Here is a 22,431-nt window from a genome sequence, read left to right as displayed (position 1 = left end):
ATATTTACAATGTTTTAATCTTTATTTAAGCTCAGTTATCAGCTTTGCAAGCTAATGAGAGTTAGAACTGAGCACAAAGCGATAGAGCTCTTTCAGCGCTCAAGAAAGGTCTCTGAACTTCTATCTTTTCTGCAGATGAAGGATGTCAACACGAATAGATGCGGTGAGGAGGTAAGCTAAAAATTTAAAGGTGGTAAAAGATGAGCCCAACTGTTTTAAGCTTTTGGGGAAAAGGGGGAGTTGGCAAGACTACATTAACTTTTTCCCTCTCTCTTGAGCTAGCTTTAAGAGGAAAAAAGACGATATATCTCACAACTGACCCTACTCCCCCGCTTCCTTACTGGGGTTCAAAAGATTGCGATTGGAGAGAGTATAAAGCAAAATGCGGGGACAATCTAGAGCTATATCTAATGAGCGAAAAAATTGTGAGAGAGCTTTGGATAAAGAAGTTTGGCGAAGAAGTTTATGAAGTTGCATCTTCTATCTTTCCTGTAGAAAGAGAAGTAATTGATTATGTTGCTGGTGCTCCAGGAATAGCTGATGAATTCTTGATGTACTTCGTTCAGAACTTATGCAGGAACGAGTCAGCAGATTACATAGTTTGGGATACTACAGCAGCTGGCGGGAGCATTAGGCTTATAAGGCTGGAGAAGGAATTTTACGAACATCTCGGTCAGGCCTCAAAGATGTACCTAAAAATTAAGGGTACATTGGAGAAAATTAGAAGAGGAAAGAAGGATCCTGCCGAGCTTATTGATAGCTGGAGAAAAATAGCTGAAGAAGTTTTGAGCTTTCTCTCTTCTTCAAGCCATAAAGCATATATAGTTTCTATTCCCGATTACTACGGCCTTCAGGTAACGAGTAGCATTTATGAGGAGCTCACTATGAACAAAATAAACGTTGAGAAAGTCATTTTAAATATGGTGTTCGGAGAAGAAGTTCAGAAGGAGTGCAAGGAAATTGGAAATATGGCAAGAGAGCAGAAAAAATATATTCAGGAGTTTTTTAAAAAATTTGAGGGAAAGGCTGACATATGCATGGTCAATTACTATTTTGAGGAGCTTCAAAAAGAAAGTCATATACTAGAAGAAATTGGAAAGAGAATTATTGAAAGTTGCATAGGTGGATTGCAATGAGCTCAAATGAGAATGATATTAGGGATTTGATAGACAGGCTTTTAACTGAAATAGCTTCAAAAAGTAGCATTGATAGAAAAAAGTTTCCGGTAGGTCCCTTCAGCCCCAACGGAATTTACTATTTTGACAATGGAGAATGGAAGCTTCTGAGAAGAGATGGACTGCCATTCCAGCCAGGGGAAAATGGCGATGGAATTTATGTAGTTTATTTTGACAATACTCAATGCTCAGCCTGCAGGAGGTTTGATCCTGAGTGGTATTCATTTGTTGAAGAATACAAAGATAGAGGAAAGTTTTATATAATATTGTGCGATTGGTTTGCTAGGGAGTGTGATTCAAAAGCGGCATCTAGGACATTCTTTATAAACGAGGTTAGAGCCTCTCCGACGACAATGATATTTCTAGTAAAGGAGGGAGCAATTGTAAAAAACGAAAGGATTGAAGGAAGCGTGAAGAAAGAAGAGCTTGCCTCAAAGTTCAAGAGCTTTATTTCTAGTTAATAAGAAATATCCTAAGAACACGTATGAAAGTTGAATTTTAACAAATATGCTATATCAAAAAATTAATAAGAATATATAAAAAGAATTAACAATTGCAGTCCTAATGCGGGGGTGCCCGAGCATGGTCAAAGGGGTCGGACTTAGGCTCCGATGGAGAAGTCCTGCGTGGGTTCAAATCCCACCCCCCGCATCTTAAGCTGATTCTCATCATTAATAAAGTGCTATAAATAAAACTTTTACAGCTGAAAGCCTCGCCTTTTAAGGCGGGGAGGAGGTCAGTTCTTCTGTGCTCATTTTTCTTCTATCTCAACCCTATTGCATAAAGAGAAAATGTGCAAGTTGTAAAGATTTTTGCCTTTTTATTGCATTGTTAAAAATTTTTTATGCAAAGGATGCAGATAATGAGAGTTAGAACTGAGCACAAAGCGATAGAGCTCTTTCAGCGCTCAAGAAAGGTCTCTGAACTTTTAATCTTCTCAGTAGATAAAATACCTATTTTCAAATAAACGCAGGGAATTCATGAACACTCGCACTTTAGGGAGAGAATGTGAAAAAAGAATAAAAAATTATCCATATCTATAATGGATTCCTTTTCCCGGCTCAGGATACTCCCACTTTATTGCTTTGAGAGGGCATATTACTCTGCACGTACCACACTCTAGGCATCCTTCGTGATTAAACATTATTTTCCCGCTTTCCGATAACGTGTAGCATCCTGCAGGGCAGAGATACAGGCATGGCTTGCTCTGGCACTTTTCGCATTGTTCATAGTCTACAACTATGTGCGGCTTTTCGTCTACCTCCCACTTATCTTCTTTCATTATCTCATCAAGCGTTTTTTTCTCCTTTTTTATCTGACTTGTGCTCATAGCGAACTCACCATATTAAGTAGATCTCTTAGCAGTGATACCACTCCAACGTTATCTTTTTTGAGCGTTTCAAAAAATGCATCTTTAAACGTTGCGGTCTTCTCTTCTATATGGAATTTCGATGCCATAAGATCGCTCAGCAACTTAGGATATGATGTGAGTAGCTTTGGATTCTTTACAACTTCATGCACTTTTCTATATCTCATTATTTCTTCAAACATCGAAGAGCTCCTCACCATCGAATCGAACGCATTCCAACTTTCTTTATTATTTCTTATCTTTTCATAAGCCTCTGCCGCTAGGTACCCAGAATACATGGCAAAGTCTACACCCCTAAATGTATAGCCCATATTAGCCAAAAGTCCGCCAGCATCACCGATTATCATGTAGCCATTTCCTGAAAGTTTTTCGGGGATGAAGCTCTCCACATCAACTACTGTTAAATGAGCGGCGTATTCAACTATTTCTCCGTCTTTGAGGAGATTTCTCATAACTGGATGAATTCTCAATTTTTCAGCAAAGTTGTATATGTGCTCATTTATACTATCAATTGCTGTACCTAACGTTACGACAGCCCCAACGCTTACAGCATCCTTAAAGGTGTAAAGGAAGGCTCCATCAGGGAGACCGTTGGTCACATCTCCCAAAAACAGCCAAGAAAGACCCTCATTATCTCCTATATTGAATCTCTCGTTTATCGCTTTTTGATCGAGCTTTATTGTTTCTTTTATCCCCACTGCAACCTGCATAGGGTCAGGTGGTCTCACTAACCCTGCTTTTTCCAAAAGTATTCTGTTTGCACCTTCGGCAATTATTGTGACATCAGCCTTCACTTTTTCCTCTCCTGCCTCTATACCTACGATTTTGTCCCCCTCTCTGATGAGACCAGTAGCTTTGCTTTCAGATATAACAGTCGCTCCCTGCTGCTCTGCCTTCTTACATAGCCAATTGGTGAAGTCGCTCAGATACGCTGTAAAGCTAGGAGCTTGAGGAGAGAAATACTCGAACGTTACGGCGGAATCGTTGTAAGTAATAGAGTACCTTTCTCTGTTTACCCATCTCTGGATAGGCGCTTCTTTTTCAAATTCAGGAAACAGCTTTTTTACGTAGTATGAGTAGATCTTTCCTCCATACACGTTTTTGGAGCCATACCTCTTGCCTCTTTCCAAAAGCAGCGTGTTGTAACCTTTTTTTGCGAGGAAATATGCAGCTGTGGCTCCTGCTGGACCGCCTCCAACAACAATTGCATCAAAATCTAGACTGTTACTCATGATATGCACCTTTTTTAAACAATATTTATAAGCGATACAAAATATTATAAATATTGTTTATGTACTTCAACTCTTTCTCGTTTAGAAGCAATTTAAAATTATTAATAAGATGGAGGTATTGGCTTTGGAAAGTAGTATATATGCTGAAGAAACTTACAAAAATCTTATAGATTCTGTAAAGAGTAAGCTGAGCGAGTTCCGAAGATATTCCATGGAGGTTGATGAGAAGGAAGACTATAATCTAGTGAAGAGGAATCTGCTAAAACTAGGGGAAGATAAGCTTTTGGGGATTTTCGTCCCAGAAAGCTATGGCGGAAGAGGACTGGATTTTAGGGCTTTCTCATTTTTTACAGAAGAGCTTTCCAGGCACTGCACGTCTACTGCTTTTTCCTATATTGCTCATATCCTTTCCATATCAAGCATACTCTTTGGAGGCAGTGAGGAGCAGAAGAGAGAGCTCCTTCCTGTAATGTCAAGAGAGAAGATAGGAGCTTTTGCCCTCGCTGAGCCACAAGCTGGTTCAGACGTGAGTAGCATAAGGACCAATGCTGTAAAGAAAGGAGGAAAATATATTATAAACGGAGAAAAAAGGTTCATTACAAATGCGTATATTTCAGATTACCTCATTCTTTTCGCGAAGACAGATCCCGAAAGGGGAAACAAGGGAATCAGCGCCTTTATTATAGACTCGAAGAGGCAGGGTGTAAAGATCTCTGAGCCGCAGCCAAAAATGGGAATGAGAGGTGCACCGGTTTCACAGATATCTTTTAAAGACGTGGAAGCTTCAGAAGAAGAATTAATAGGAAAGGAAAATGAAGGATTTAAGATTGCTATGAAATCTTTAGATATAGGAAGAATAGGCGCCTCTTCAATCTCTCTAGGCATTTCAAAGAGGGCATTAGAGGTCTCTCTCAGCTTTGCAAAAAGCAGAGTGCAATTTAATCAGCCAATAGCGGATTTTGAGGGAATTCAATTTAAGCTCGCAGATATGTATGCTAAAATGAAAGCAGCTGAAGCCTTAACTTATCATGTCTCATACATGCTGGATAGGGGTCGCGCTGAACCGTCAGATATAGCAACAGCAAAGCTGTTCTCAAGCGAAGCTGTAAACTATATTGTGAGCGAAGCGCTTCAGATTTTTGGAGGTTTCGGTTATATAAGAGGGGCAGAGGTTGAAAGGCTTTATAGAGATGCAAGAATATTGAGCATTGGTGAGGGGACGAGTGAGATCCAGAAGATCATAATAGCGAGAAAGCTTCTTAGAGAATAAAAAAACATTTTTTTCAAAAAATATAAAAGATTTTAAAAAATTTTTAAAAGTTTTATATAGGTTTTTGACAATAATTGATACTTAATTATTAAAAATTATTATATGAATGATGCAATTATGGAAGGTAGTTTTAAAATTGTAGTACTGATGAAACCAGTGCCAGACATGGAAAAAGTGAAGTTTAATGTTGAGAAGGGAACAATAGAAAGAGAATCTTCCGAACTGGTCATAAATCCATTTGATCTCCATGCATTAGAGGTCGCCGCACAAATAAAGGAAAAAGTTAACGGTACTGTAACAACAATAAGCATGGCTCCGCCACATGCCGCTGATGCATTAAAAGAAAGCATAGCTAGAGGCTCAGATAGAGCAATACTTCTTTCAGATAGAAAGTTTGGAGGAGCTGACACTCTTGCTACAGCTTATGCCTTGGCCTCTGCTATAAGAAAGCTCGGGATCCCAGACTTGATAGTAGCTGGAGAAAAAAGTGTCGACGGCGATACTGCACAAGTACCACCTTTAGTTGCTGAAATGCTCGGCATACCCCATGCGTCTTACGTTTCAAAAGTCATTGATATAAAGGAGAAAGCTATCGAAGTTATAACTGAGCAGGAAGCTCCATATAGAGTTGAGCTCAGGCTTCCAGCACTTATTCAAGTAACTAAAGAGGTTGCTAAGCCAAGGGTTCCAACGCTTAAAGACAAGCTTAAAGCTAAAAAGTATGAAATTGAGGTATGGAGTGCAGATAAGCTTTCCGACGTAGCCAATCCCGACTTTTTTGGTCTTAAAGGATCACCGACCTGGGTTTCCAAGATAATCGTGCCTAAGCCAAAGCCTAGGTCGAAGCAAGTTTTCAATGCAGAAGAAGGAATTAAGAAGATTATTGAAATACTTTCCAAGGAGGGAGTGATCTGAGGTGGGCAGTGTGAGCCAAGAAGATTATTCGGGCTTTATGGTCTTTGCTGAGCAGCACGATGGAGTTATACATCCCGTGACTTTCGAGCTTTTGGGAAAGGCTAGAGAGCTCGCTGAAAAGAAGGGAAGCAAAGTATATGCAGCGCTTCTAGGCTATAACGCCGGAAGTCTCTCGAGCGAACTCATTTATTATGGAGCGGACAGGGTTTATGTTGTTGATAGCGAAAAGTTGAAAGTGTTTGATGTAATGCACTATAAAGATGCATTTCTAAAAGTTATTGAAAAGGCAAAGCCGGAGGCTATATTGATGGGGGCAACCAATACAGGGAGAACCTTAGCTCCAAGGATTTCTGCAGCGCTGAAAACTGGTTTGACCGCTGACTGCACAGATCTGTTTATAGATGAGAAAGGAAACTTTATACAAGTTAGGCCGGCATTTTCAGGCAATATTTTTGCTCATATAGGGACGAAGACCAAGCCAGCAATGGCAACAGTTAGATACAGGACTTTTAAGGCGATAGAAAAAGATACGAGCAGAAAAGGGGAAGTGGAAAAAGTAGAGTACAGCGGACCTGATGACACTGGCTACAAGGTTTTAGAAAAAATTCCGAGAGAAAAAGTCAACATTTCAGATGCTGAAGTAATAGTTGCTGTAGGTAAAGGGCTCAAGAAAAAGGAAGATCTTAAGATAATAGAAGATCTAGCTAAGCTTTTAAATGCCACTGTTGGAGCATCGAGACCTCTTGTTGACGATGACTGGATATCTAGGGATCATCAGGTAGGATTCAGCGGCAATATAGTTAAGCCTAAGATCTATATTGCAATCGGAATATCTGGAAGTCCCCAGCACACTGTCGGGATGAAGGATTCAGGTATAGTGATCTCGATAAACAAGGATCCCAATGCGCCAATTGCCGAGTACAGCGACTACTTCATCGTGGGAGATCTGTATGAAGTTGTTCCCAAATTGATAGAAGAAATAAAGAAGAAAAAAGGCACTTAATATTTTTTAATCCCTCACAGTTTCAAGCAAGCTGACTATATTCCATATCGTTATTCTCGTATGCACGGGCATATTGGGATCTTGGCTTATCTCGTCAAGCACCTGGATAGCATTAGCCGCCCTCACTCCAGGACTAAGTGAAGGGTCTTTCAGTTTGTTTATCGCATCTGTAGCAACCCTTCTAATGTTCCTAGGAACGCTTACATCATTGACGACTTTGGTAAGCATAACTATTGCATTTTTAATTTTTTCTTCATTGAGGTTTGCAGTGCTCATTTTGCTCACCTTTTATAATCCCCTGTATTGCAAACAATAACATTTAGAACTTCTTTCGTAGCATTTAATAAGAATATTGCATTTATTTATAAAACAGAAAAATAAACTTATTATCTTTTTCTACAAAAGCAAAGACAGGAAAATTTTAATAATGAGAAATTAAAAAGTATCTAGCGAGGGCCCGTAGCTCAGCCTGGCTGGAGCGCCCGGCTGATAACCGGGAGGTCCGGGGTTCGAATCCCCGCGGGCCCATTCTTTTAAAAAATCATGCTTATTAAAGAAAGTATCTCCATTCCACGCGAACTTCTCACGCTTAGCTAATAAAAACCGGAAAATATTATTAATTCCTTGTAGCGAAAGGATAGAAATTTTTTATAATTCGTTTTAATTTTTAAAATTTTTAAATATATCTTCTTCATTAAAAATTACAAGTGCTTTTTTTTTGAATGTATTTATAGTAGGTGCAAGAATTTGGTGAAAGAATACGCTAAAGTTGCATCATATATCATCACAGTCGCTTTTACCGCTTTTGCGACGTATATGCTTCACCTATCCCTCCAGCAAATTGTTAGCGTTACAGTATTAGCAATTTTTATAGCGGGTTCATTTATTTACTGGAACTTCAGAGTTGCTTTCGCTTTTTTGGGGATTACTCTTCTTTTCGTATTCAACGTCCTTGATATACAGCACTTTATAAACTACTCGAACATTGATGTATTGACACTTATAATAGCAATGATGATCGTTGTGGGGTTTTTGGAAGAGTACAAATTCTTTGACTGGCTTACCGCAAGGATAATAGTCAATTTCTTAGACAGACCAATGGTTGTAATTTTCCTCCTTCTGTTGCTATCATTTATAATGTCATCTTTAGTCAATGAAGTAGCAAGCATTATATTCATGCTTGCAATTGCTGTAAGGGTTTGTAAGTATTATGAGATGAACCCTATTCCACTGAGTATTTTTCTCGTTTTTACTACAAATTTGGGCAGTAGCGCGACTGTGATAGGAAATCCGATCGGTGTTCTAATAGCTTTTAAAGCAGGTCTTTCTTTTATGGACTTCATGAGGTGGGCTTTTCCGATCAGCCTCCTGGCTACGCTCGTTACAATAGCAATAAGCAGGTATTACCTTGAAGGCGAGCTGAAGAAGGCAAAGACGGTAAAGCATCCGGAAGAGGTTAAAAACGAGATCAAAAGAATGGCTAAATTTCACAAAAAACTTATAGTTCCTACAATAGTGTTCTTCGGAGTGATTTTAGGACTAGCGCTTCACCATTACATTGAAGAATATTTGAGGCTTGAGACGAACACAATGCTGCTTGGAATGAGCCTCCTCGGAGCGTCTGCATCTCTTTTTATAGCTCATGATAGAGCAATTGATATTGTGGAAAAGAAGGTTGACTGGTGGAGTATTTTGTACTTTCTCCTTCTGTTTGCAAGCGTCGGAACGCTTGAATATACGCATGTTTCGGACATAATTACAAGTGCAGTTATGTCTGTGACAAAAGGGAACATATTATACATAATGCTCATTTTGAGTGCAGTAGCCGGCGCGATAACGAGCGTTATGGATAATGTTTTGGCTATAGCAATAGTAATTCCTATAATTGATTCCTTAAAAGGAGTCATAAATGTCTTTCCAATATGGTGGGCTATATTATTTGCCGGTACTTACTGGGGAAATGCAACTCTAATTGGATCAACTGCCAATATTGTCATGGCAGGATATATGGACAAGCTGAAGAAGAGGGGAGAGCTGGAAAGAAGCGTTGGAATGTGGGAATGGATAAAAATAGGCGTTCCTGTATCAGCTATAACATTCTTCCTGGCATTCTTACTATTATATTTGCAGTTAGGGATAATGCCTCACTGAATTTTTAAAAAGTTAGTGGAAGAACTGTTATATTTTTCTATTTTAGAATTTCATTTAGCAGATCGAGGACCTTTATTGAACTTTCAGAAAGGCTATAAAGCTTGAAATTTCCTTTTCTAGAATACTCAATTAATCCCAAATCTCTTAAGGTCTTTAAGAGGTGCGAAATGAGAGTTTGATCCAGACCTAAAATATAGGAAATAACGCAGACAGGTAGAGGTCCATTCTTAAGAAGAAAGAGAATTTTAAGCTTATTTGGCTCACCTATATTCCTGAGTATTTTTGAAATTTCATTCAACTTTTCTGAAGGCACTTCTATTTTTCTATCTTCCAATATATCTGCAATATTCAGAGAGCACTTACCTGCATTTTTGCAATTCGTTAAGAACGTCGTAAAGCCTTAAAGTTCGCTCCAAAGGCATCACCAAAATATTTTATTTTTTAAAATATATTGAGTTATATTGTTTACCTATAGATTGAAATAACTTAATCCTGTTTTGTCCAAATAGCTTATTGCAGGATCTTGAGAAAAATGGGGACTACACATCTTCAAATTTTTTATTAAAATCGAAAAATAGCGAGATTTTTTAACTTTATCGGGTGAGTTCTCCATTGGGAAAGCTGAAAATGAAAACCGATAATTTTATATTTTCCCTCATCGCAATTATTATCGCTGCGTGGCTGAGAAAGAGCCAGGGGACATAGTCTGGTAGCTGAAGCAGGAAGCCGCCTGCGAAAGCTGGTGGCAGTTCACTAGAAAAACTAATTTTTATTAAAGATGATGAGCAAACGCTTTTTGACGATATAGGATGAAATGGGTCTTGAGTGCTGATCATTAAATTTTTTAAGAATGTATAGAAATCATTGTTATAGGCTTGATATGAAAATGAGTTTATATCGGAAGCATTTCATTTATGTATAAAAGATTGAAGGTCAGAGCGTCGTGACTATTTTGTATTCTTTTAAAATTGCTATCGGGACCCCATATACTCTTGACAAGATATCTGCTCTTAATACTTTACTCGGTTCTCCGATCGCAACTACTCTACCTTTATTCATTAATAGAACCTTATCTGAAATGCGATAAGCTTGTGTGAGATCGTGTAGAGACATGATAACTATTAATCCCTCATTGCGCAAAACCTTAACTAAATTTAGAAGCTCAGTTTGATGTTTTAAATCCAAATTATTTGTGGGTTCATCTAAAATCAAAACTTCTGGCTCTCCAGCTAAAGCCCTAGCAATCAGCACTCTTTGCAACTCTCCTCCGCTGAGCTCTTCCAGCGTCCTTTCAGCAAAATTTTCCATGTTCACCAGCTTCAGTGCTTTAAAAACGCGCTCATCGTCAGCTTTTGTCGGGACGAGACCAATGTGAGGTTTCCTTCCCGTCATAACGAAATCATATACACTTATCATTCCAAATGAATGTAACTTTTGAGGTACATATCCAAATATCTTTGCCGCACTTTTATGAGGGATCTCATAGATAGATCTTTTATCAACATAAACCGTTCCAATTTTTGGCTTCAATATGCCGTTTATTACTCTCAAAAGAGTAGATTTTCCAGCTCCATTTGGTCCAATTACACAAAGCACTTCTCCTTTCTTAATATGTAGCGAAACTCCATCAATAGCTTTTGTGCTTTTATAGTATACTTTTACATCTTTGACTTCAATCTCTATAACCATGCTTTTCACCTTTTATTAAAAGAAATATGAGCAACGGAACACCTAACAGAGAAGTCATTATACCTACAGGTATCGTTACGGGAGAAATTATTATTCTTCCAAGGGTGTCAGACCACAAAAGTATTAGTGATCCCATAGCCATAGATGTTGGCATCAGATATCTGTGCCCTCCTCCAACAAGGAACCTTGAAATATGAGGTGCTAATAGGCAAACGAATCCCACAACACCGACAAATGATGTTGCGAGAGATGCGCCTAATGCCGCTATAAAAATAGTCTCAAATCTCAATCTTCTCGGATTAATGCCTGAAGATTTAGCTATATCGTCCCCTCCTATAATTACATCGTAATCAATGCTTCTGTAAACAAAGTACGGTATAACTATCAATAGAGATACGATCGCAATGAGTTTTAATTCCTCCCAAGATATTCTCTCCAGGTCTCCGAATGTCCAAAATACTACTGTTGAAACGTAAATTTCGTTAAGGAAAAAATACTGAATGAGGTATAAAAGTGCTTGGTACGCGAATGAGATCGCTATCGAAGAAAGCACTAGCGATATGGAGCTCAACCCCGCTTTATAAGCCAATAACAATATGATAAGTACTTGAATTAAAGAGAAAATGAACGCAAAAAAAGCTATTATGAAAGGATTCTGAATATTAATTTGATATCTTAAAATACTTCCCTCGTTAAGAGCTAAGAGACCGATAGCTACTCCCACGGATGCCGCATAAGATAGCCCTAAAGTGAAGGGAGAGGCAAGCGGATTACGCATAGAGGCCTGGACAGCAGTTCCCGATCCTCCTAAAATAGCTCCTATTATGATTGCAGCTAGTATTCGTTTAATTCTAAGGTCCCAGACAACTATAGATAGCTGAGAATTATCAGGTCTAAAAATGACTCTAGTTATTTCAAATATTGAAGCTTTATAATATCCTAGATATATGCAGAGTGGTACAGATAAAAAAACTAGTAATAATAGGGAAAAAACACAAGTTGTTTTCTATGCTTGAAGATGGCCACTACGGACTTCACCCAAAAGCATTAGAGAGACATTTGAAGCCTCCATAAGCAGCGCTATATTCCTGATAAAGCGGTTTTCCGAGGAACTCATTGAAAATTTCATTAGCTTTTTCTGCGGGATTAATGTCTTTAAATCTATCAGGATATAAGATTTTTCCCATATAGTATGCATCGGCTAAAGCTGTTGCAATATTAGTATCGTAGTAATTGAAGGGAAGAATTCCGTAGACTTCTCCATTTCTGAAGGCATTCAATTGAAGGTATGGAGACGGATTGCTTTCAAAGCTCTGTTTCACCAATTGCAGGTTTCCCTCATCTATAAACACAACATCCGGCTGTTCAGAAATCAAGTATTCGAAGTCTAAGGAGACAAACCCCGTTTTATTGCTATAGTTATCGGCTATTGATTTAGTGTTCAACAGCGATAAAGGGGGGAACGGAGACTGTGTTGACGTGAATGGCTGGGCTCCCTTGTATGACACTGCTCCAACATATACTTTTGGCCTCATAGTAATATTATTAGTTCGGTTGTTTAGATCATCAACTATGCTTTGAATGTAGTTTATTAGGGATTTTGCCCTATCTTCTCTATTTAGTGCTATTCCCAAAATAGTAAGAGAATTGTTGAGCTCTTTAAAATCAAGATATCCGGCCGGACCATAATCTAAGACAATAACTGTCGCATTAACTTCTCTCTGAAGCGTATCTGGGTCAATGAATTGGCAGTATATTTCGCTCATTATTATAAGGTCCGGTTTTACACTTAGTAGTAATTCAGGATTAGGTGCCTTGCCTGGTCCGCCTGGACCTATTACCGTCAAATTCTTAAATTCATCATAATAGGCCATGGCATAGTCCCTTCCAGTAGGTCCCCACTGTAACTCGCTCTGTTCGATCCCAACCAGCATGTCCGTTGCATTAAGATAGCAAATCAGTCTCAGCATTCCAGGACCGATTGCAACTACCCTACTGACGTTTGCAGGCAAGGTTACATTTCTTCCTGCATCGTCGATTACATATCTTTGGAGCGAAACTTTCTCTTGAGCTGAAGAAGGATTATGGGTATAGAAATATTCGCAGCAAAAGGCAATTATTAAAATAAGGACAACTGCCGTAAGAACAACAGTCCTTACATTCATAGTTTACCACATCTTTATAATCTCTTTTCGAAAGGCGTTTTGAAGTCTAAAACAATTCCTCTTCCAACCACAGCATTACAACTTCCAGCACAGGTCTGGCATAAAGTTTTACCATTTACTACTTTTGCCCTAGTTTTCATAACTAGCTCTCCGCATAAATCGCATTTAACCGTTTCAAATATTGGCGCTCTCTCTACTGGCGAAATTTTTACTTCCTCAATTTTGAATATCTCTTCTGGTGCATCCCTTAACGCAAAACCTATTTCGTTCCAAAGCTTTCTCAGCCTTTCTTGGTCTTCACTAGTGCCTTCCCTTCTTGCTATGACTTTCTCAAAAAGCCTGCTTGCTTCTTCGCTAAAGTATCGCTTCTTCATTTTTTCACTGTCTACATATACTCTAATCCCTTTCCAGTCTCTCCTTCTTACTAATGTTACGGCATTTTTCCCCGTATCCATGTATATCAAACCATTATTTCCAAAAGTGCAACCTGTAGCGACCTGCACTCCGTCCGCAAAACAGTTGTTACATTCGACAATAGCAATAATGTCTTCATTAACGGTTTCAGCCTCACTTGCTTTCTTTATATTTAGCCTCTGCATGGCTATTTCAGATGCTCTCAGCCCTAGTACAACATAGGGGCATATATGCCCGTGAAATTCTCTAGCTTTTTCTATAAGGGTCTCACTAACCATATGAACCACGAAAAGGTGTTACTTTTTTAAAAAGTTATACCATTTATGTACTTTGCAAAAGCATTTTTAAATTTTTAGTTTTTTTAGAAAAAATATTAAAAAAGAAATTTTAAAATAAAAACATAAATATAACACATAAAATGTTTTGTGAAAGTATATATTAAACTGCGCTGTCTATTTGAATTGCAAATTAAAAATAGAATGTTCCTTCTTTTTAACTTGGAAGAAATATTCCCTTCCGTGAGGGGTGAATAAATACCTTATAGAAAAATTTATAATGCTTCTCTAAGCATTTCGCTTTTGGTTCGGGAAGCTTTTAGAGCCTGCAGACAGGAAATGTCCATAGCAAGATGGAGACGTCTGTATAGGGTAAGCTTATAATCATTTTGTCCTTGTTTTACTTGTTTCAAAAGGCGGTCCTTTTGGTTCTGACCTCCTCCCCACCTTAAAAGGGGAGGGTTTCAGTTGTAAACCATTCGGCAAACTTCCTAGCTGCAATTCCTCTATGACTGATTTTATTCTTTTCTTCAATACTCATTTCGGCAAGTGTCTTGCTATATCCGTTTGGAACGAAGACTGGGTCGTATCCAAAGCCGAAGTATCCCTTCTTCTCCATTCCAATTTCTCCGCAGAGCTCTCCCACAAATATTTTCTTTATATCGTAATAGCAAAAACATATTGCCGTTTTAAAGCAGGCCTTTCTATTTTCACTGTTTTTTAGCAGTTCAAGAAGACCATCAAGACCAACCGTCTTTAGAAAATACTCGGCATAAGGACCTGGGAAACCGTTCAGTGCCTCTATGTAAAGCCCGGTATCGTCAACAAGAATGGGCTTTTTTTCTTTCAAGAAGAGATTTTCTCCTGCAAATAGAGCGATTTCTTCAACGCTTTCTGCTTGGATTTCCACTTTTTCTCTTTCTAAATGTTCAACATGTATGCCGTAGGCTTTTAAGATCTTACTGATTTCCATGAATTTATGTTTGTTTGTTGATGCGAAGTAAATTGTGAATGTGCTCAAATCTCTCCCCTTCTTTCACGTACATATCTACCTCTGAGCCTTATATCTTCCAGGCTTTTTCTAATTTTTTCAGAGCCAGCAGCATTTTTAAAATAGGTGCTAAAAAACGGTTCTAAAATTTTTTCTTTATACTCAGGATGAGTGCTCTCTACAGCTCTTTCAAATATTCTCAGATCCATCGCTTTATCTTCTTCCCTTTTACTCCTGAAGCTTAAGCCAAAGTCAATAATGAATGCATTGCCATCCTTTATAATAATGTTTGAAGTTGTCAGATCGCCATGAATAATGTCCAGATTATGCATTTTTGAAATGCTGTTCGCGACTTCAAAGACGATGCTTTTTGCTAATTCGTCAAAGCCTTTCTCATTTAAATAATCTCTGAAGACTTCACCAGAAATATAGCTAATTATAAGCAGACCGTTTTCCGCATCAACTTTCAATGGGTATGGAACTCGAATTCCTGCTTTTATGCAGTCCATTAAAATTCTCGCTTCACTGGACGTCCTCTTCGATATTAGAGACTTGGCCAGCCTTGGGTCCATGTAAGGCTTAATTATTCTCTCTTTAAGCACTGCGACATCGTTCAAATACTCTATGAGATATAAATTGGATTCAGCCCCCCAAGAAAGAGGCTTTTTTTCTAACCTCACTCCTTCCATACAACTTCAACCTCTTCTACTCTCCACCTCTGTGATATATAAGCCATTGAAGGATCGATGATAATTCCATGAACATATTCTAGCAAGCCGGTCCAGGCGATCATCGCTCCATTGTCTCCCGCAAATGCCGGAGGAACGCTAAAGAATTTCGCGCCATGAAGAGCACTCATCTTCTCAAGCTTTTCTGTGAGAACTTTGCTAGCAGAAACTCCTCCAGTTAAAATTACCTCCTTCTTCCTCGTGTGGGCTAAACCTCTCTCTGCAACTTCAGTAATCATAGAGTAGCTTATTTCTACGAGAGAGTAGCATACATCTCCGAGGTCCTCCTTTCCGATCATTTTCAAAGAGGAAGTCAAAAGCCCTCCATAAGATACATCTTGCCCCTTTACAATATATGGAAGGTCTAGTAGCTTCTTTTCCTTGCTTCTTTCAGCACATAGCTCAACCACATGCCTTCCATTCACAACATATGGAGGAGCAAGTCCTGCCTCTCTGGCAAAAGTATCTATTAAATTGCCTAAAGCTATATCCTGCGTCTCTCCAAAAACTCTGTACCTCTTCTGCTTATATGCAATAATGCTAGTATTTCCGCCGGAAATGTAAACAACTAATGGATCAGAAAAGCCTGAGAGAAGGTTCCCTATTTCTATGTGTGCTATTGCATGATTCACGGGGATTAGAGGTTTGCCAAAATAGCTGGAGATCGCTCTTGCAGCTGTAGCTCCTACCCTTAAGCAGGGGCCCATCCCCGGCCCTAAAGCTACTGCAACCGCATCAATATCATCTATTTTAAGATTCGCTTTTTTCAGTGCCCTTGAAATTATACTGCCAATTTTTTCCGCATGATGCCTTGAGGCATCTCTTGGATGTATTCCCCCCTTTTCAGGCTCGTATTTATCCTTCTCGTTCGCCAAGATGTGTGGTTCTCTATTCTGCGCTATGCCAACTCCAATTGTATGCGCAGTTGACTCAATGCCTAATACTCTAATCAGCTTTTCTTCTCCAAGAACTCCGTGTATCCGCATGAGCCGCAATACCATCTCTCAGTAGGTTCCTTATAATGTCCCATTATGCTCCCGCATCTCGGGCATCTTTTGTTCTTAAGCTTTATAGTTTTTGTCTTGTAATCATATTCATAGTAATTGTGCACTTGAGACATTTTTACTGACCCTCCTTCTTTTCCTCACTCTTCTGCTCTTTTTCCTTCTGCTTCTTTTCCTTCTCTTCTGCTTCTTGCATTTCCTCTTGAAGAGTCTTGTTTCTCTCAATAATGTACTTTGGGACGAACCTTTCAGCAGCTTTTTTATTTGGATAGATGTGGAAAAGGACCTTTGACCTACCGATGCCATATTCGGTTACAAGCGATATGACATATATGCTTCCTAGATCAACCTTCATCTTTTCTGCAACTTTCGTCCTAAGTACTCCTAAGGAGGGAGTTCCCTTTCCCTGATGGTAGACGTATCCTGAGATCTCCCTTCTTCCTATTAAGGGGTTTTTCACATCATTTACAATTTCCAAAGACAGCTGGTCACCAAGGTCGATTATTTGGCTTGGTTGCTTTTCATTTAAAGACAAGCAATTCACCTCATGGTTTTGATCTTATTTTACTCATTAAACTTCAGATCGTAATTGAAAGGGAATCTGAAGTTAATATTTTTAAAGTATTATCTTTTGGAACTTAGCTTAAAAAAGTTTATAAATCTTAATACAGCCTGAAAAAGTTTCCCCTTAAAGAAAAATGAGTTTTGAAGTTCGTGAAATTATTTAACTAATAATGCTTGGAAAAGAGAAGCGTGCAAGATCGAAAGTCCGACAAAGAAAAATTTCTTTATCTTTGATAAATCAATAATTACTTATAAAATATTAATCGAAATCAACAAATTTAAACATGAACTTTATATTTATAAAATATATCTGTAGTGATTAAAATGTCGAGCAAAGAATATATTATTGCTAAGTATGAATCGAAGGGAAAGCACTTTGAGATACTTGTCGATCCTGAATTAGTATTTGAATATAAAGAAAGTGGGAAGCCAAATATAGAAGAAGTCGTAAAAAGCGAGTTTATTTATAAAGACGCGAAAAAGGGATTGAAAGCCTCTCCAGAAGACATTAAGTCTGTTTTCGGTACGGAGGACTTTTTGGCTGTAGCTGAAAAGATATTGAAAGGAGGGGAGCTCCAGCTCACAACTGAGCAGAGGAGGAAAATGCTTGAATCGAAGAGAAAAATGATCATCACCTATATTTCAAGGAATGCAATTGACCCCACTACAAAGCTTCCAATACCCCCGCAGAGGATAGAAAAAGCGATGGAAGAGGCTAGAGTGAGCGTGAATCTGAACGAATCAGTGGAAAAGCAGGCTATTAACATAGTTAAGGCTATAGCTAGGCAGATACCCATAAAAATGGCAAAAGCCCTTTTAGAAGTTAACATACCTTCTTCGTATGCGAGCAAAGCGTATAGCAACGCGAAAACCTTGGGAATAGTTCACAAGACTAATTGGAACCAGGATGGAAGCGTGACATTTGAACTGGAAATTCCAGCAGGTATGCAAGAGGAGGTAATAGACAAGTTAAATAAACTCACAAAAGGTGAAGTATCTGTAAAGGTGTTGAAAATTGAGTGAAATGGAAAAGCCTGTGTTTTACGTTCAGCAAAGAGATATAGTGCTCCCAGGAGATCTGGTAGGAGAAGGGAAAATCGAAACTAACTCACTTTACATTTATAATATTGGAAATAAGTACTACTCTAGCATAATAGGAATGGTTGAGATAAAAGACGACAAGCTTTTCTTCTATCCAAAAGAGCAGATATACATTCCAAAGCCAAACGATCTTGTCATCGGACTTATAACTGATGTCGGTCCTACTTACTGGGATGTGGATCTCAACAGCCCATATGAAGGACAGCTACCGGTGAGCGAAACTCCTCTAAGGCAAACACATGCAACCGTTGACACGATGAGGAAGTTTCTCAGCATAGGCGACTTCGTAGCTCTTAAGGTTTTGAGCTTTGACAGGCTCAGGGATCCGCTCTTGACTATGAGGGGAAAGGGTTTGGGAAAAATATATGGAGGCAAAGTTATCGACATAGCCCAGCATGCAGTTAATTCTCTCATTAATAGGAAAAGGGCTTTAGTAGAGGCTATAGTAAAGGAAACGAAGACCGAAATATTAATATCCAACAATGGGAGGGTTTGGATAAAGGGAACCGATTCCATTTTAGAAGACCTTGCAGTTTTGGCCATCAAGAAGCTTGAAAGCGTTGATTTATATTCCATTACCTCCTCAGAGATTATTAATTTTATACAAATTGAAAAACAGAAAAGAGGGATAGGTGATGTCGCACAACAGTAATAGAAAGCTAATAGATGAAAACGGATTAAGGGTTGATGGTAGGAGACCTGACCAGTTAAGACCTATATCCATGAAGGTTGGAATACTTAAGAATGCACAGGGTTCGGCCCTAGTTTCATATGGAAAAACGCAGGTCATGGCAGCCGTTTACGGCCCTAGGGAAGCGCTTCCCAGGCACATGACACTACCTGATAGAGCAATCTTGAGAATAAGGTATCATATGGCTCCATTCAGCACTTCAGAAAGGAAATCCCCAGCTCCGACAAGAAGAGAGATAGAGCTTTCAAAAGTTATAAGAGAGGCTCTCGAGGCTACTGTTTTCAGCGAACTGTTTCCAAGAACTACGATTGATGTCTTTATTGAGGTCTTGCAGGCAGACGGAGGGACGAGGACAACAAGCCTGACAGCTGCTAGCTTGGCTCTCGCAGATGCTGGAATCCCAATGAAGGATCTAATAGCAGGGGTTGCTGTGGGCAAAGTCGATGGAGTGCTCGTCCTTGATATAAACGAAATAGAAGACAGCACTGGGCAGGCAGATATGCCTGTAGCAATAATGCCGAATTTAAACAAGATAGTGCTCCTTCAGCTAAACGGCACGCTCACAAGAGATGAGTTTAATGAGGCTTTGAAGATGGCTCAAAAAGCAATAAAGGAAATATATATAATGCAGAAAGAAGCGCTCAGAGAAAAATATTCATCAATGGAGGAGGTCGAGCAAGCATGAGTGTAACACCTACTTCATATCCGCTTATACCAAAAATGAAAAGGGAAACCATTATATCTGTACTCGAAACTGGAAAGAGGATAGATGGAAGAGCTTTAGATGAAGTAAGGAAAATAACAATTGTGCCGAACTACATTGAAAAGTCCGACGGTTCAGCTCTAGTGTATTTGGGCGATACGTTGGTGCTTGTAGGGGTGAAGGTGGAGCCTGGTGCACCATATCCTGACAATCCCAATGAAGGAGTGCTGATGGTAAACGCCGAGTTCGTCCCTTTAGCATCTCCAGCCTTTGAGCCTGGGCCACCGGATGAGAACGCATATGAGCTTGCAAGAATAATTGATAGATCTTACAGAGAGTCCAAGGCGATTGGTCTAGGAGAATTGGCGCTTGTTCCAGGACAGAAGGTACTCGTCGTTTGGAACGATATATATGTGTTGAATCACTCCGGAAACCTCATCGATGCCTCAGCTATAGCAAGCTTAGTGGCTCTGATGAATACAAGGATACCTGTATATGAAGAAGCGGATGGAGGAAACTTCGTAAAAAAGGAAAACGAGTACAAGGGCAACTTAAACGTGAAAAAGAAAATTATCACCGCAACTATTGCCAAAATCGGAAACTACTATCTTGCAGATCCAACTGATGAGGAAGAATATGTTTCAGATGCTAGGCTGTCAGTATCGTTTACAGAAGATGGGATAATAGCCGGAATGCAGAAAATGGGGATCGGGTATTTAGACGAGAACGACATAAATCAGATGATCGACCTTGCATGGAAGACGGCGAAAATATATTTAGGTGAGATTTCAAAACTCATATGAGCTAATAAAGGTAAATTTTTAAAATCCTTAAGATCACTAATTAAAAAGAGCAAATGGTGAATATAGATGGGAAGAACAAAGATAGTCGGTATTGCAGGAAAGTTTGGAGCCAGATACGGGTCGACTTTAAGAAAGCAGTATAAGGAAATAATGGAAAAGAGGTATGCCCCTCACGTTTGTCCATTCTGCGGTATGAGCGGAAAAGTAACAAGAATAAGCATAGGTCTGTGGAAATGTGAAAAGTGCGGCAACGTTTGGGCAGGAGGAGCATATGTCCCGAGGACTGGACTGAACAAAATGTTTCCAAAGAGTATTAACACAAGATGAATTTTTTTAAAGTTGCAAAGAGAAGTCTCATAAATGCGTGTTGAATTTGGTCAATAAAGTTATTTTTTCAACATCAAGAGAGCCTTCTTTGAGGGTAAGAAGCTTTTTAAAGGACATTATCAGCTTGGCGCCTTGGCTTGTAAAGGTAAACAGAGGAAAGCTGACCTTCAAGGATTTAGTTGACATAACCATAAGCGAAAAGAGCACGACGTTCGTCATTATTGGAGAAAAGAACGGAAACCCAAGCATAATGAGGATTTATGACGTATCCGATTATTTGATCAAAAATGCGGTACTTCACGCTTATACCCTCTTCATAAAGGGGGTGACCCTTGCGAGGGAAGCGAACAGACCATCATCTCCTGGATATGTGGATGATGCAATAATAGAAGGCAGCCTCCCTCCTGACGAAGAGCATAGAAACTTGACTTTTGCGCTGATAAAGATGTTCGGAAGCAGCATTATTCCCAATGCTGAAAGCAGCAACGTCTTGAAAATTCAAATCAAGGGATATCCGAATTCGGGGTGGATGTTAAATTTTAAAAAATCTGGCAGCAATGAATATGTTGGTCCAAGAATTTTTATAGGAAAGGTTAAAAAAGTAGGAGAATATATGAGCGTCAGTGAAAGTGAAAGCGATGGAAAAGAAGGAGGAAATTGAGAAGATATCTTTTAGTTTAGAAATTCACCATGAAAACGAGAAACTCCTCAAAGCCTACTTCGAATCTCTCAAGCCGGAAGCAGATTCTCTTGTAAACCAGAAAAAAGGGAAGGTATTTGTGGAATATAATGCGGAAGAAAAGAAGCTCATTCTTAAAATGGAAACGGAAACAATAAGTGACTTTAAAGCTCTCATGAACTCGTATCTTTATCTGATAAAAGCTATTAATGATTCCTTGAATTCTGCAACCTCCTCTATGCAATAAGGTGTGATCTTTCATTTCTGGCCTCCTTTCCTCAGAATGGCAGGGATGTTCCTGCATCTATTCGCGATCGGATCTTTCATCTTAATGAAGGCAAGAGCGATCAGAGATTCTTTCTTGACCATAGAATGAACTCTATTGTTTTGTCTCAAAACTAACCCATATTCCAAAAGCTATGGTTTAAAATTCATCAATGCACGAAGAGAAACATCAGAGCTTGAATGAGAAGTAACACCTTAAAGATACTAAACTTCATTTTCATCTTAAAAAGGCATGCTTTCGATTGATGTAAAAGCGAACTGTTAAAAACCATAAGAATTTATTAAGCAAAAATTTCAATCTTCTATAATAGTTATTTATTTGGAGTTGATAATGTATGGCAGAGAAAGTTCCGCCCGAGATAGAACAGGTTGCTCAACAGCTCGATGAGCTTCAAGAAAAGTACAATAATTTGTTGAACCAGAGATTAATAGTAGAAAGCGAGTTGAAAGAAATAAATAAACTGCTTGAGACTCTCAATAATATTCCACCTGAGACAAAAATCTATAGAAGCGTAGGGAACATCCTCTTTGCTGAGGATAGGGATAAGCTGGTCAAAGAACTTACTGAAAAGAAGGAGACTGACGAGCTTATATATGAGAGATTTAAAAAAGATGAAGAAGATCTCAAGAAGCAGATTTCAACCCTTCAGGAAAAATTGAGAGGATTGCTGTCTAAATATTATCAGAAAGTTTCAACACCTGTAACAAAAACTGGCAGTGGTGCATCTTAACGGAAGAAGGTAAAAGAGACAAGAAGGTCTCTATCGAAGATATTGAAAAGATACTGGTTGAATCGGTAAGCAGTGTAGAGGATAACATAAGGAAGAGCAAAAGCGATACATCTTTTTTATCTGTGGAGCTCAACCTCGATGAAAAGGAGGAAGTTTTAAAAGCATC

General features: G+C 38.9%; 27 protein-coding genes and 2 tRNA genes. 16 read left to right on the top strand and 13 right to left on the bottom strand.

Going from position 1 to position 22,431, the window contains the following annotated elements; translation table 11 throughout:
* Nucleotides 1-200: 200 nt before the first annotated feature.
* From ACP5SL_RS04130 to ACP5SL_RS04120, 3 genes are all read left to right on the top strand, one after another.
* Complete coding sequence (locus ACP5SL_RS04130) at nucleotides 201-1,136, top strand: ArsA family ATPase (protein WP_014558453.1); 936 nt, start codon at nucleotides 201-203, stop codon at nucleotides 1,134-1,136.
* Complete coding sequence (locus ACP5SL_RS04125; RefSeq protein ID WP_014558454.1) at nucleotides 1,133-1,636, top strand: thioredoxin domain-containing protein; 504 nt, start codon at nucleotides 1,133-1,135, stop codon at nucleotides 1,634-1,636. Before ACP5SL_RS04130 ends, ACP5SL_RS04125 begins: the two co-directional genes overlap by 4 nt.
* 105 nt (nucleotides 1,637-1,741) lie before the next feature.
* Nucleotides 1,742-1,826: transfer RNA gene (locus ACP5SL_RS04120), tRNA-Leu, on the top strand.
* Nucleotides 1,827-2,202: 376 nt separating this feature from the next.
* Here the strand turns inward: ACP5SL_RS04120 and ACP5SL_RS04115 are convergent.
* On the bottom strand, nucleotides 2,203-2,505 hold the full coding sequence (locus ACP5SL_RS04115; protein WP_014558456.1) for a ferredoxin family protein: 303 nt from the start codon (nucleotides 2,503-2,505) through the stop codon (nucleotides 2,203-2,205).
* Complete coding sequence (locus ACP5SL_RS04110; protein ID WP_014558457.1) at nucleotides 2,502-3,776, bottom strand: FAD-dependent oxidoreductase; 1,275 nt, start codon at nucleotides 3,774-3,776, stop codon at nucleotides 2,502-2,504. The genes ACP5SL_RS04115 and ACP5SL_RS04110 overlap by 4 nt, the downstream gene beginning before the upstream one ends.
* 124 nt (nucleotides 3,777-3,900) lie before the next feature.
* Between ACP5SL_RS04110 and ACP5SL_RS04105 the strand changes: the two genes are divergently transcribed.
* The 3 genes from ACP5SL_RS04105 (at nucleotide 3,901) to ACP5SL_RS04095 (ending at nucleotide 6,964) form a co-directional block, all read left to right on the top strand.
* A complete protein-coding gene (locus ACP5SL_RS04105; RefSeq protein ID WP_193803299.1) occupies nucleotides 3,901-5,046 on the top strand; it encodes an acyl-CoA dehydrogenase family protein in 1,146 nt (381 codons plus the stop codon).
* Between the two features lie 117 nt (nucleotides 5,047-5,163).
* Nucleotides 5,164-5,961: an electron transfer flavoprotein subunit beta/FixA family protein gene (locus ACP5SL_RS04100; protein ID WP_148683776.1), complete on the top strand. Its 798-nt coding sequence runs from the start codon at nucleotides 5,164-5,166 to the stop codon at nucleotides 5,959-5,961.
* Between the two features lie 10 nt (nucleotides 5,962-5,971).
* Complete coding sequence (locus tag ACP5SL_RS04095) at nucleotides 5,972-6,964, top strand: electron transfer flavoprotein subunit alpha/FixB family protein (protein WP_272985143.1); 993 nt, start codon at nucleotides 5,972-5,974, stop codon at nucleotides 6,962-6,964.
* Nucleotides 6,965-6,970: 6 nt separating this feature from the next.
* Here the strand turns inward: ACP5SL_RS04095 and ACP5SL_RS04090 are convergent, their stop codons facing one another.
* Nucleotides 6,971-7,240: a UPF0147 family protein gene (locus ACP5SL_RS04090; RefSeq protein WP_148683777.1), complete on the bottom strand. Its 270-nt coding sequence runs from the start codon at nucleotides 7,238-7,240 to the stop codon at nucleotides 6,971-6,973.
* 177 nt (nucleotides 7,241-7,417) lie between these two features.
* Between ACP5SL_RS04090 and ACP5SL_RS04085 the strand changes: the two genes are divergently transcribed.
* A tRNA-Ile gene (locus ACP5SL_RS04085) sits at nucleotides 7,418-7,492 on the top strand.
* 222 nt (nucleotides 7,493-7,714) lie between these two features.
* Complete coding sequence (locus ACP5SL_RS04080) at nucleotides 7,715-9,115, top strand: SLC13 family permease (RefSeq protein WP_428228220.1); 1,401 nt, start codon at nucleotides 7,715-7,717, stop codon at nucleotides 9,113-9,115.
* Nucleotides 9,116-9,152: 37 nt separating this feature from the next.
* On the opposite strand, the gene ACP5SL_RS04075 is transcribed toward ACP5SL_RS04080, so the two are convergent.
* From ACP5SL_RS04075 to ACP5SL_RS04030, 10 genes are all read right to left on the bottom strand, one after another.
* Nucleotides 9,153-9,449 (bottom strand): ArsR/SmtB family transcription factor, encoded by a 297-nt coding sequence (locus ACP5SL_RS04075; RefSeq protein WP_193803301.1) that lies wholly within the window; start codon nucleotides 9,447-9,449, stop codon nucleotides 9,153-9,155.
* A gap of 599 nt (nucleotides 9,450-10,048) precedes the next feature.
* Nucleotides 10,049-10,804, bottom strand: a complete 756-nt coding sequence (locus ACP5SL_RS04070) for an ABC transporter ATP-binding protein (protein WP_428228216.1) — start codon at nucleotides 10,802-10,804, stop codon at nucleotides 10,049-10,051.
* Nucleotides 10,788-11,717, bottom strand: coding sequence for a FecCD family ABC transporter permease (locus ACP5SL_RS04065; RefSeq protein ID WP_428228219.1), 930 nt, complete (start codon nucleotides 11,715-11,717; stop codon nucleotides 10,788-10,790). Before ACP5SL_RS04065 ends, ACP5SL_RS04070 begins: the two co-directional genes overlap by 17 nt.
* Before the next feature lie 121 nt (nucleotides 11,718-11,838).
* Nucleotides 11,839-12,969, bottom strand: a complete 1,131-nt coding sequence (locus tag ACP5SL_RS04060) for an iron ABC transporter substrate-binding protein (protein WP_428228215.1) — start codon at nucleotides 12,967-12,969, stop codon at nucleotides 11,839-11,841.
* Nucleotides 12,970-12,983: 14 nt separating this feature from the next.
* A complete protein-coding gene (locus ACP5SL_RS04055) occupies nucleotides 12,984-13,661 on the bottom strand; it encodes an FmdE family protein (RefSeq protein WP_272985138.1) in 678 nt (225 codons plus the stop codon).
* Nucleotides 13,662-14,106: 445 nt separating this feature from the next.
* A complete protein-coding gene (locus tag ACP5SL_RS04050) occupies nucleotides 14,107-14,679 on the bottom strand; it encodes an XTP/dITP diphosphatase (protein ID WP_211206230.1) in 573 nt (190 codons plus the stop codon).
* Nucleotides 14,676-15,338, bottom strand: a complete 663-nt coding sequence (locus ACP5SL_RS04045; RefSeq protein WP_193803306.1) for a Kae1-associated kinase Bud32 — start codon at nucleotides 15,336-15,338, stop codon at nucleotides 14,676-14,678. Before ACP5SL_RS04045 ends, ACP5SL_RS04050 begins: the two co-directional genes overlap by 4 nt.
* Nucleotides 15,326-16,327: a KEOPS complex N(6)-L-threonylcarbamoyladenine synthase Kae1 gene (kae1, locus tag ACP5SL_RS04040; protein ID WP_148683863.1), complete on the bottom strand. Its 1,002-nt coding sequence runs from the start codon at nucleotides 16,325-16,327 to the stop codon at nucleotides 15,326-15,328. Before kae1 ends, ACP5SL_RS04045 begins: the two co-directional genes overlap by 13 nt.
* Nucleotides 16,327-16,497, bottom strand: a complete 171-nt coding sequence (locus ACP5SL_RS04035; protein ID WP_014558471.1) for a 30S ribosomal protein S27ae — start codon at nucleotides 16,495-16,497, stop codon at nucleotides 16,327-16,329. The genes kae1 and ACP5SL_RS04035 overlap by 1 nt, the downstream gene beginning before the upstream one ends.
* 2 nt (nucleotides 16,498-16,499) lie before the next feature.
* Nucleotides 16,500-16,916 carry a 30S ribosomal protein S24e gene (locus tag ACP5SL_RS04030; protein ID WP_014558472.1) on the bottom strand — a complete coding sequence of 139 codons (417 nt, stop codon included), beginning with the start codon at nucleotides 16,914-16,916 and terminating at the stop codon, nucleotides 16,500-16,502.
* Nucleotides 16,917-17,269: 353 nt separating this feature from the next.
* On the opposite strand from ACP5SL_RS04030, the gene ACP5SL_RS04025 reads away from it, so the two are divergent.
* The 8 genes from ACP5SL_RS04025 to ACP5SL_RS03990 all read left to right on the top strand — a co-directional run bounded on the left by ACP5SL_RS04025 (nucleotide 17,270) and on the right by ACP5SL_RS03990 (nucleotide 22,265).
* Complete coding sequence (locus ACP5SL_RS04025; protein ID WP_014558473.1) at nucleotides 17,270-17,968, top strand: ribosome assembly factor SBDS; 699 nt, start codon at nucleotides 17,270-17,272, stop codon at nucleotides 17,966-17,968.
* Nucleotide 17,969: 1 nt separating this feature from the next.
* Nucleotides 17,970-18,698, top strand: a complete 729-nt coding sequence (rrp4, locus tag ACP5SL_RS04020) for an exosome complex RNA-binding protein Rrp4 (protein WP_265589020.1) — start codon at nucleotides 17,970-17,972, stop codon at nucleotides 18,696-18,698.
* The gene (gene rrp41, locus ACP5SL_RS04015; protein ID WP_014558475.1) at nucleotides 18,682-19,422 is read left to right on the top strand and encodes an exosome complex exonuclease Rrp41; all 741 of its coding nucleotides are present in this window, start codon (nucleotides 18,682-18,684) and stop codon (nucleotides 19,420-19,422) included. Before rrp4 ends, rrp41 begins: the two co-directional genes overlap by 17 nt.
* Nucleotides 19,419-20,243 (top strand): exosome complex protein Rrp42, encoded by an 825-nt coding sequence (gene rrp42, locus ACP5SL_RS04010; RefSeq protein WP_014558476.1) that lies wholly within the window; start codon nucleotides 19,419-19,421, stop codon nucleotides 20,241-20,243. Before rrp41 ends, rrp42 begins: the two co-directional genes overlap by 4 nt.
* A 66-nt stretch (nucleotides 20,244-20,309) precedes the next feature.
* Nucleotides 20,310-20,570, top strand: a complete 261-nt coding sequence (locus tag ACP5SL_RS04005) for a 50S ribosomal protein L37ae (RefSeq protein WP_014558477.1) — start codon at nucleotides 20,310-20,312, stop codon at nucleotides 20,568-20,570.
* 46 nt (nucleotides 20,571-20,616) lie between these two features.
* Nucleotides 20,617-21,231: a Brix domain-containing protein gene (locus ACP5SL_RS04000; protein WP_148683783.1), complete on the top strand. Its 615-nt coding sequence runs from the start codon at nucleotides 20,617-20,619 to the stop codon at nucleotides 21,229-21,231.
* The gene (locus ACP5SL_RS03995; RefSeq protein WP_014558479.1) at nucleotides 21,209-21,496 is read left to right on the top strand and encodes a KEOPS complex subunit Pcc1; all 288 of its coding nucleotides are present in this window, start codon (nucleotides 21,209-21,211) and stop codon (nucleotides 21,494-21,496) included. Before ACP5SL_RS04000 ends, ACP5SL_RS03995 begins: the two co-directional genes overlap by 23 nt.
* Nucleotides 21,497-21,869: 373 nt before the next feature.
* Nucleotides 21,870-22,265, top strand: a complete 396-nt coding sequence (locus tag ACP5SL_RS03990; RefSeq protein ID WP_193803310.1) for a prefoldin subunit beta — start codon at nucleotides 21,870-21,872, stop codon at nucleotides 22,263-22,265.
* The last annotated feature ends 166 nt before the right edge of the window (nucleotides 22,266-22,431 follow it).

Source organism: Fervidicoccus sp. (assembly GCF_049967375.1).
Classification (GTDB): domain Archaea; phylum Thermoproteota; class Thermoprotei_A; order Sulfolobales; family Fervidicoccaceae; genus Fervidicoccus; species Fervidicoccus fontis.
The sequence above is the reverse complement of the archived record's forward strand: the minus strand, read 5'-3'. Positions and strand labels throughout refer to the sequence as shown.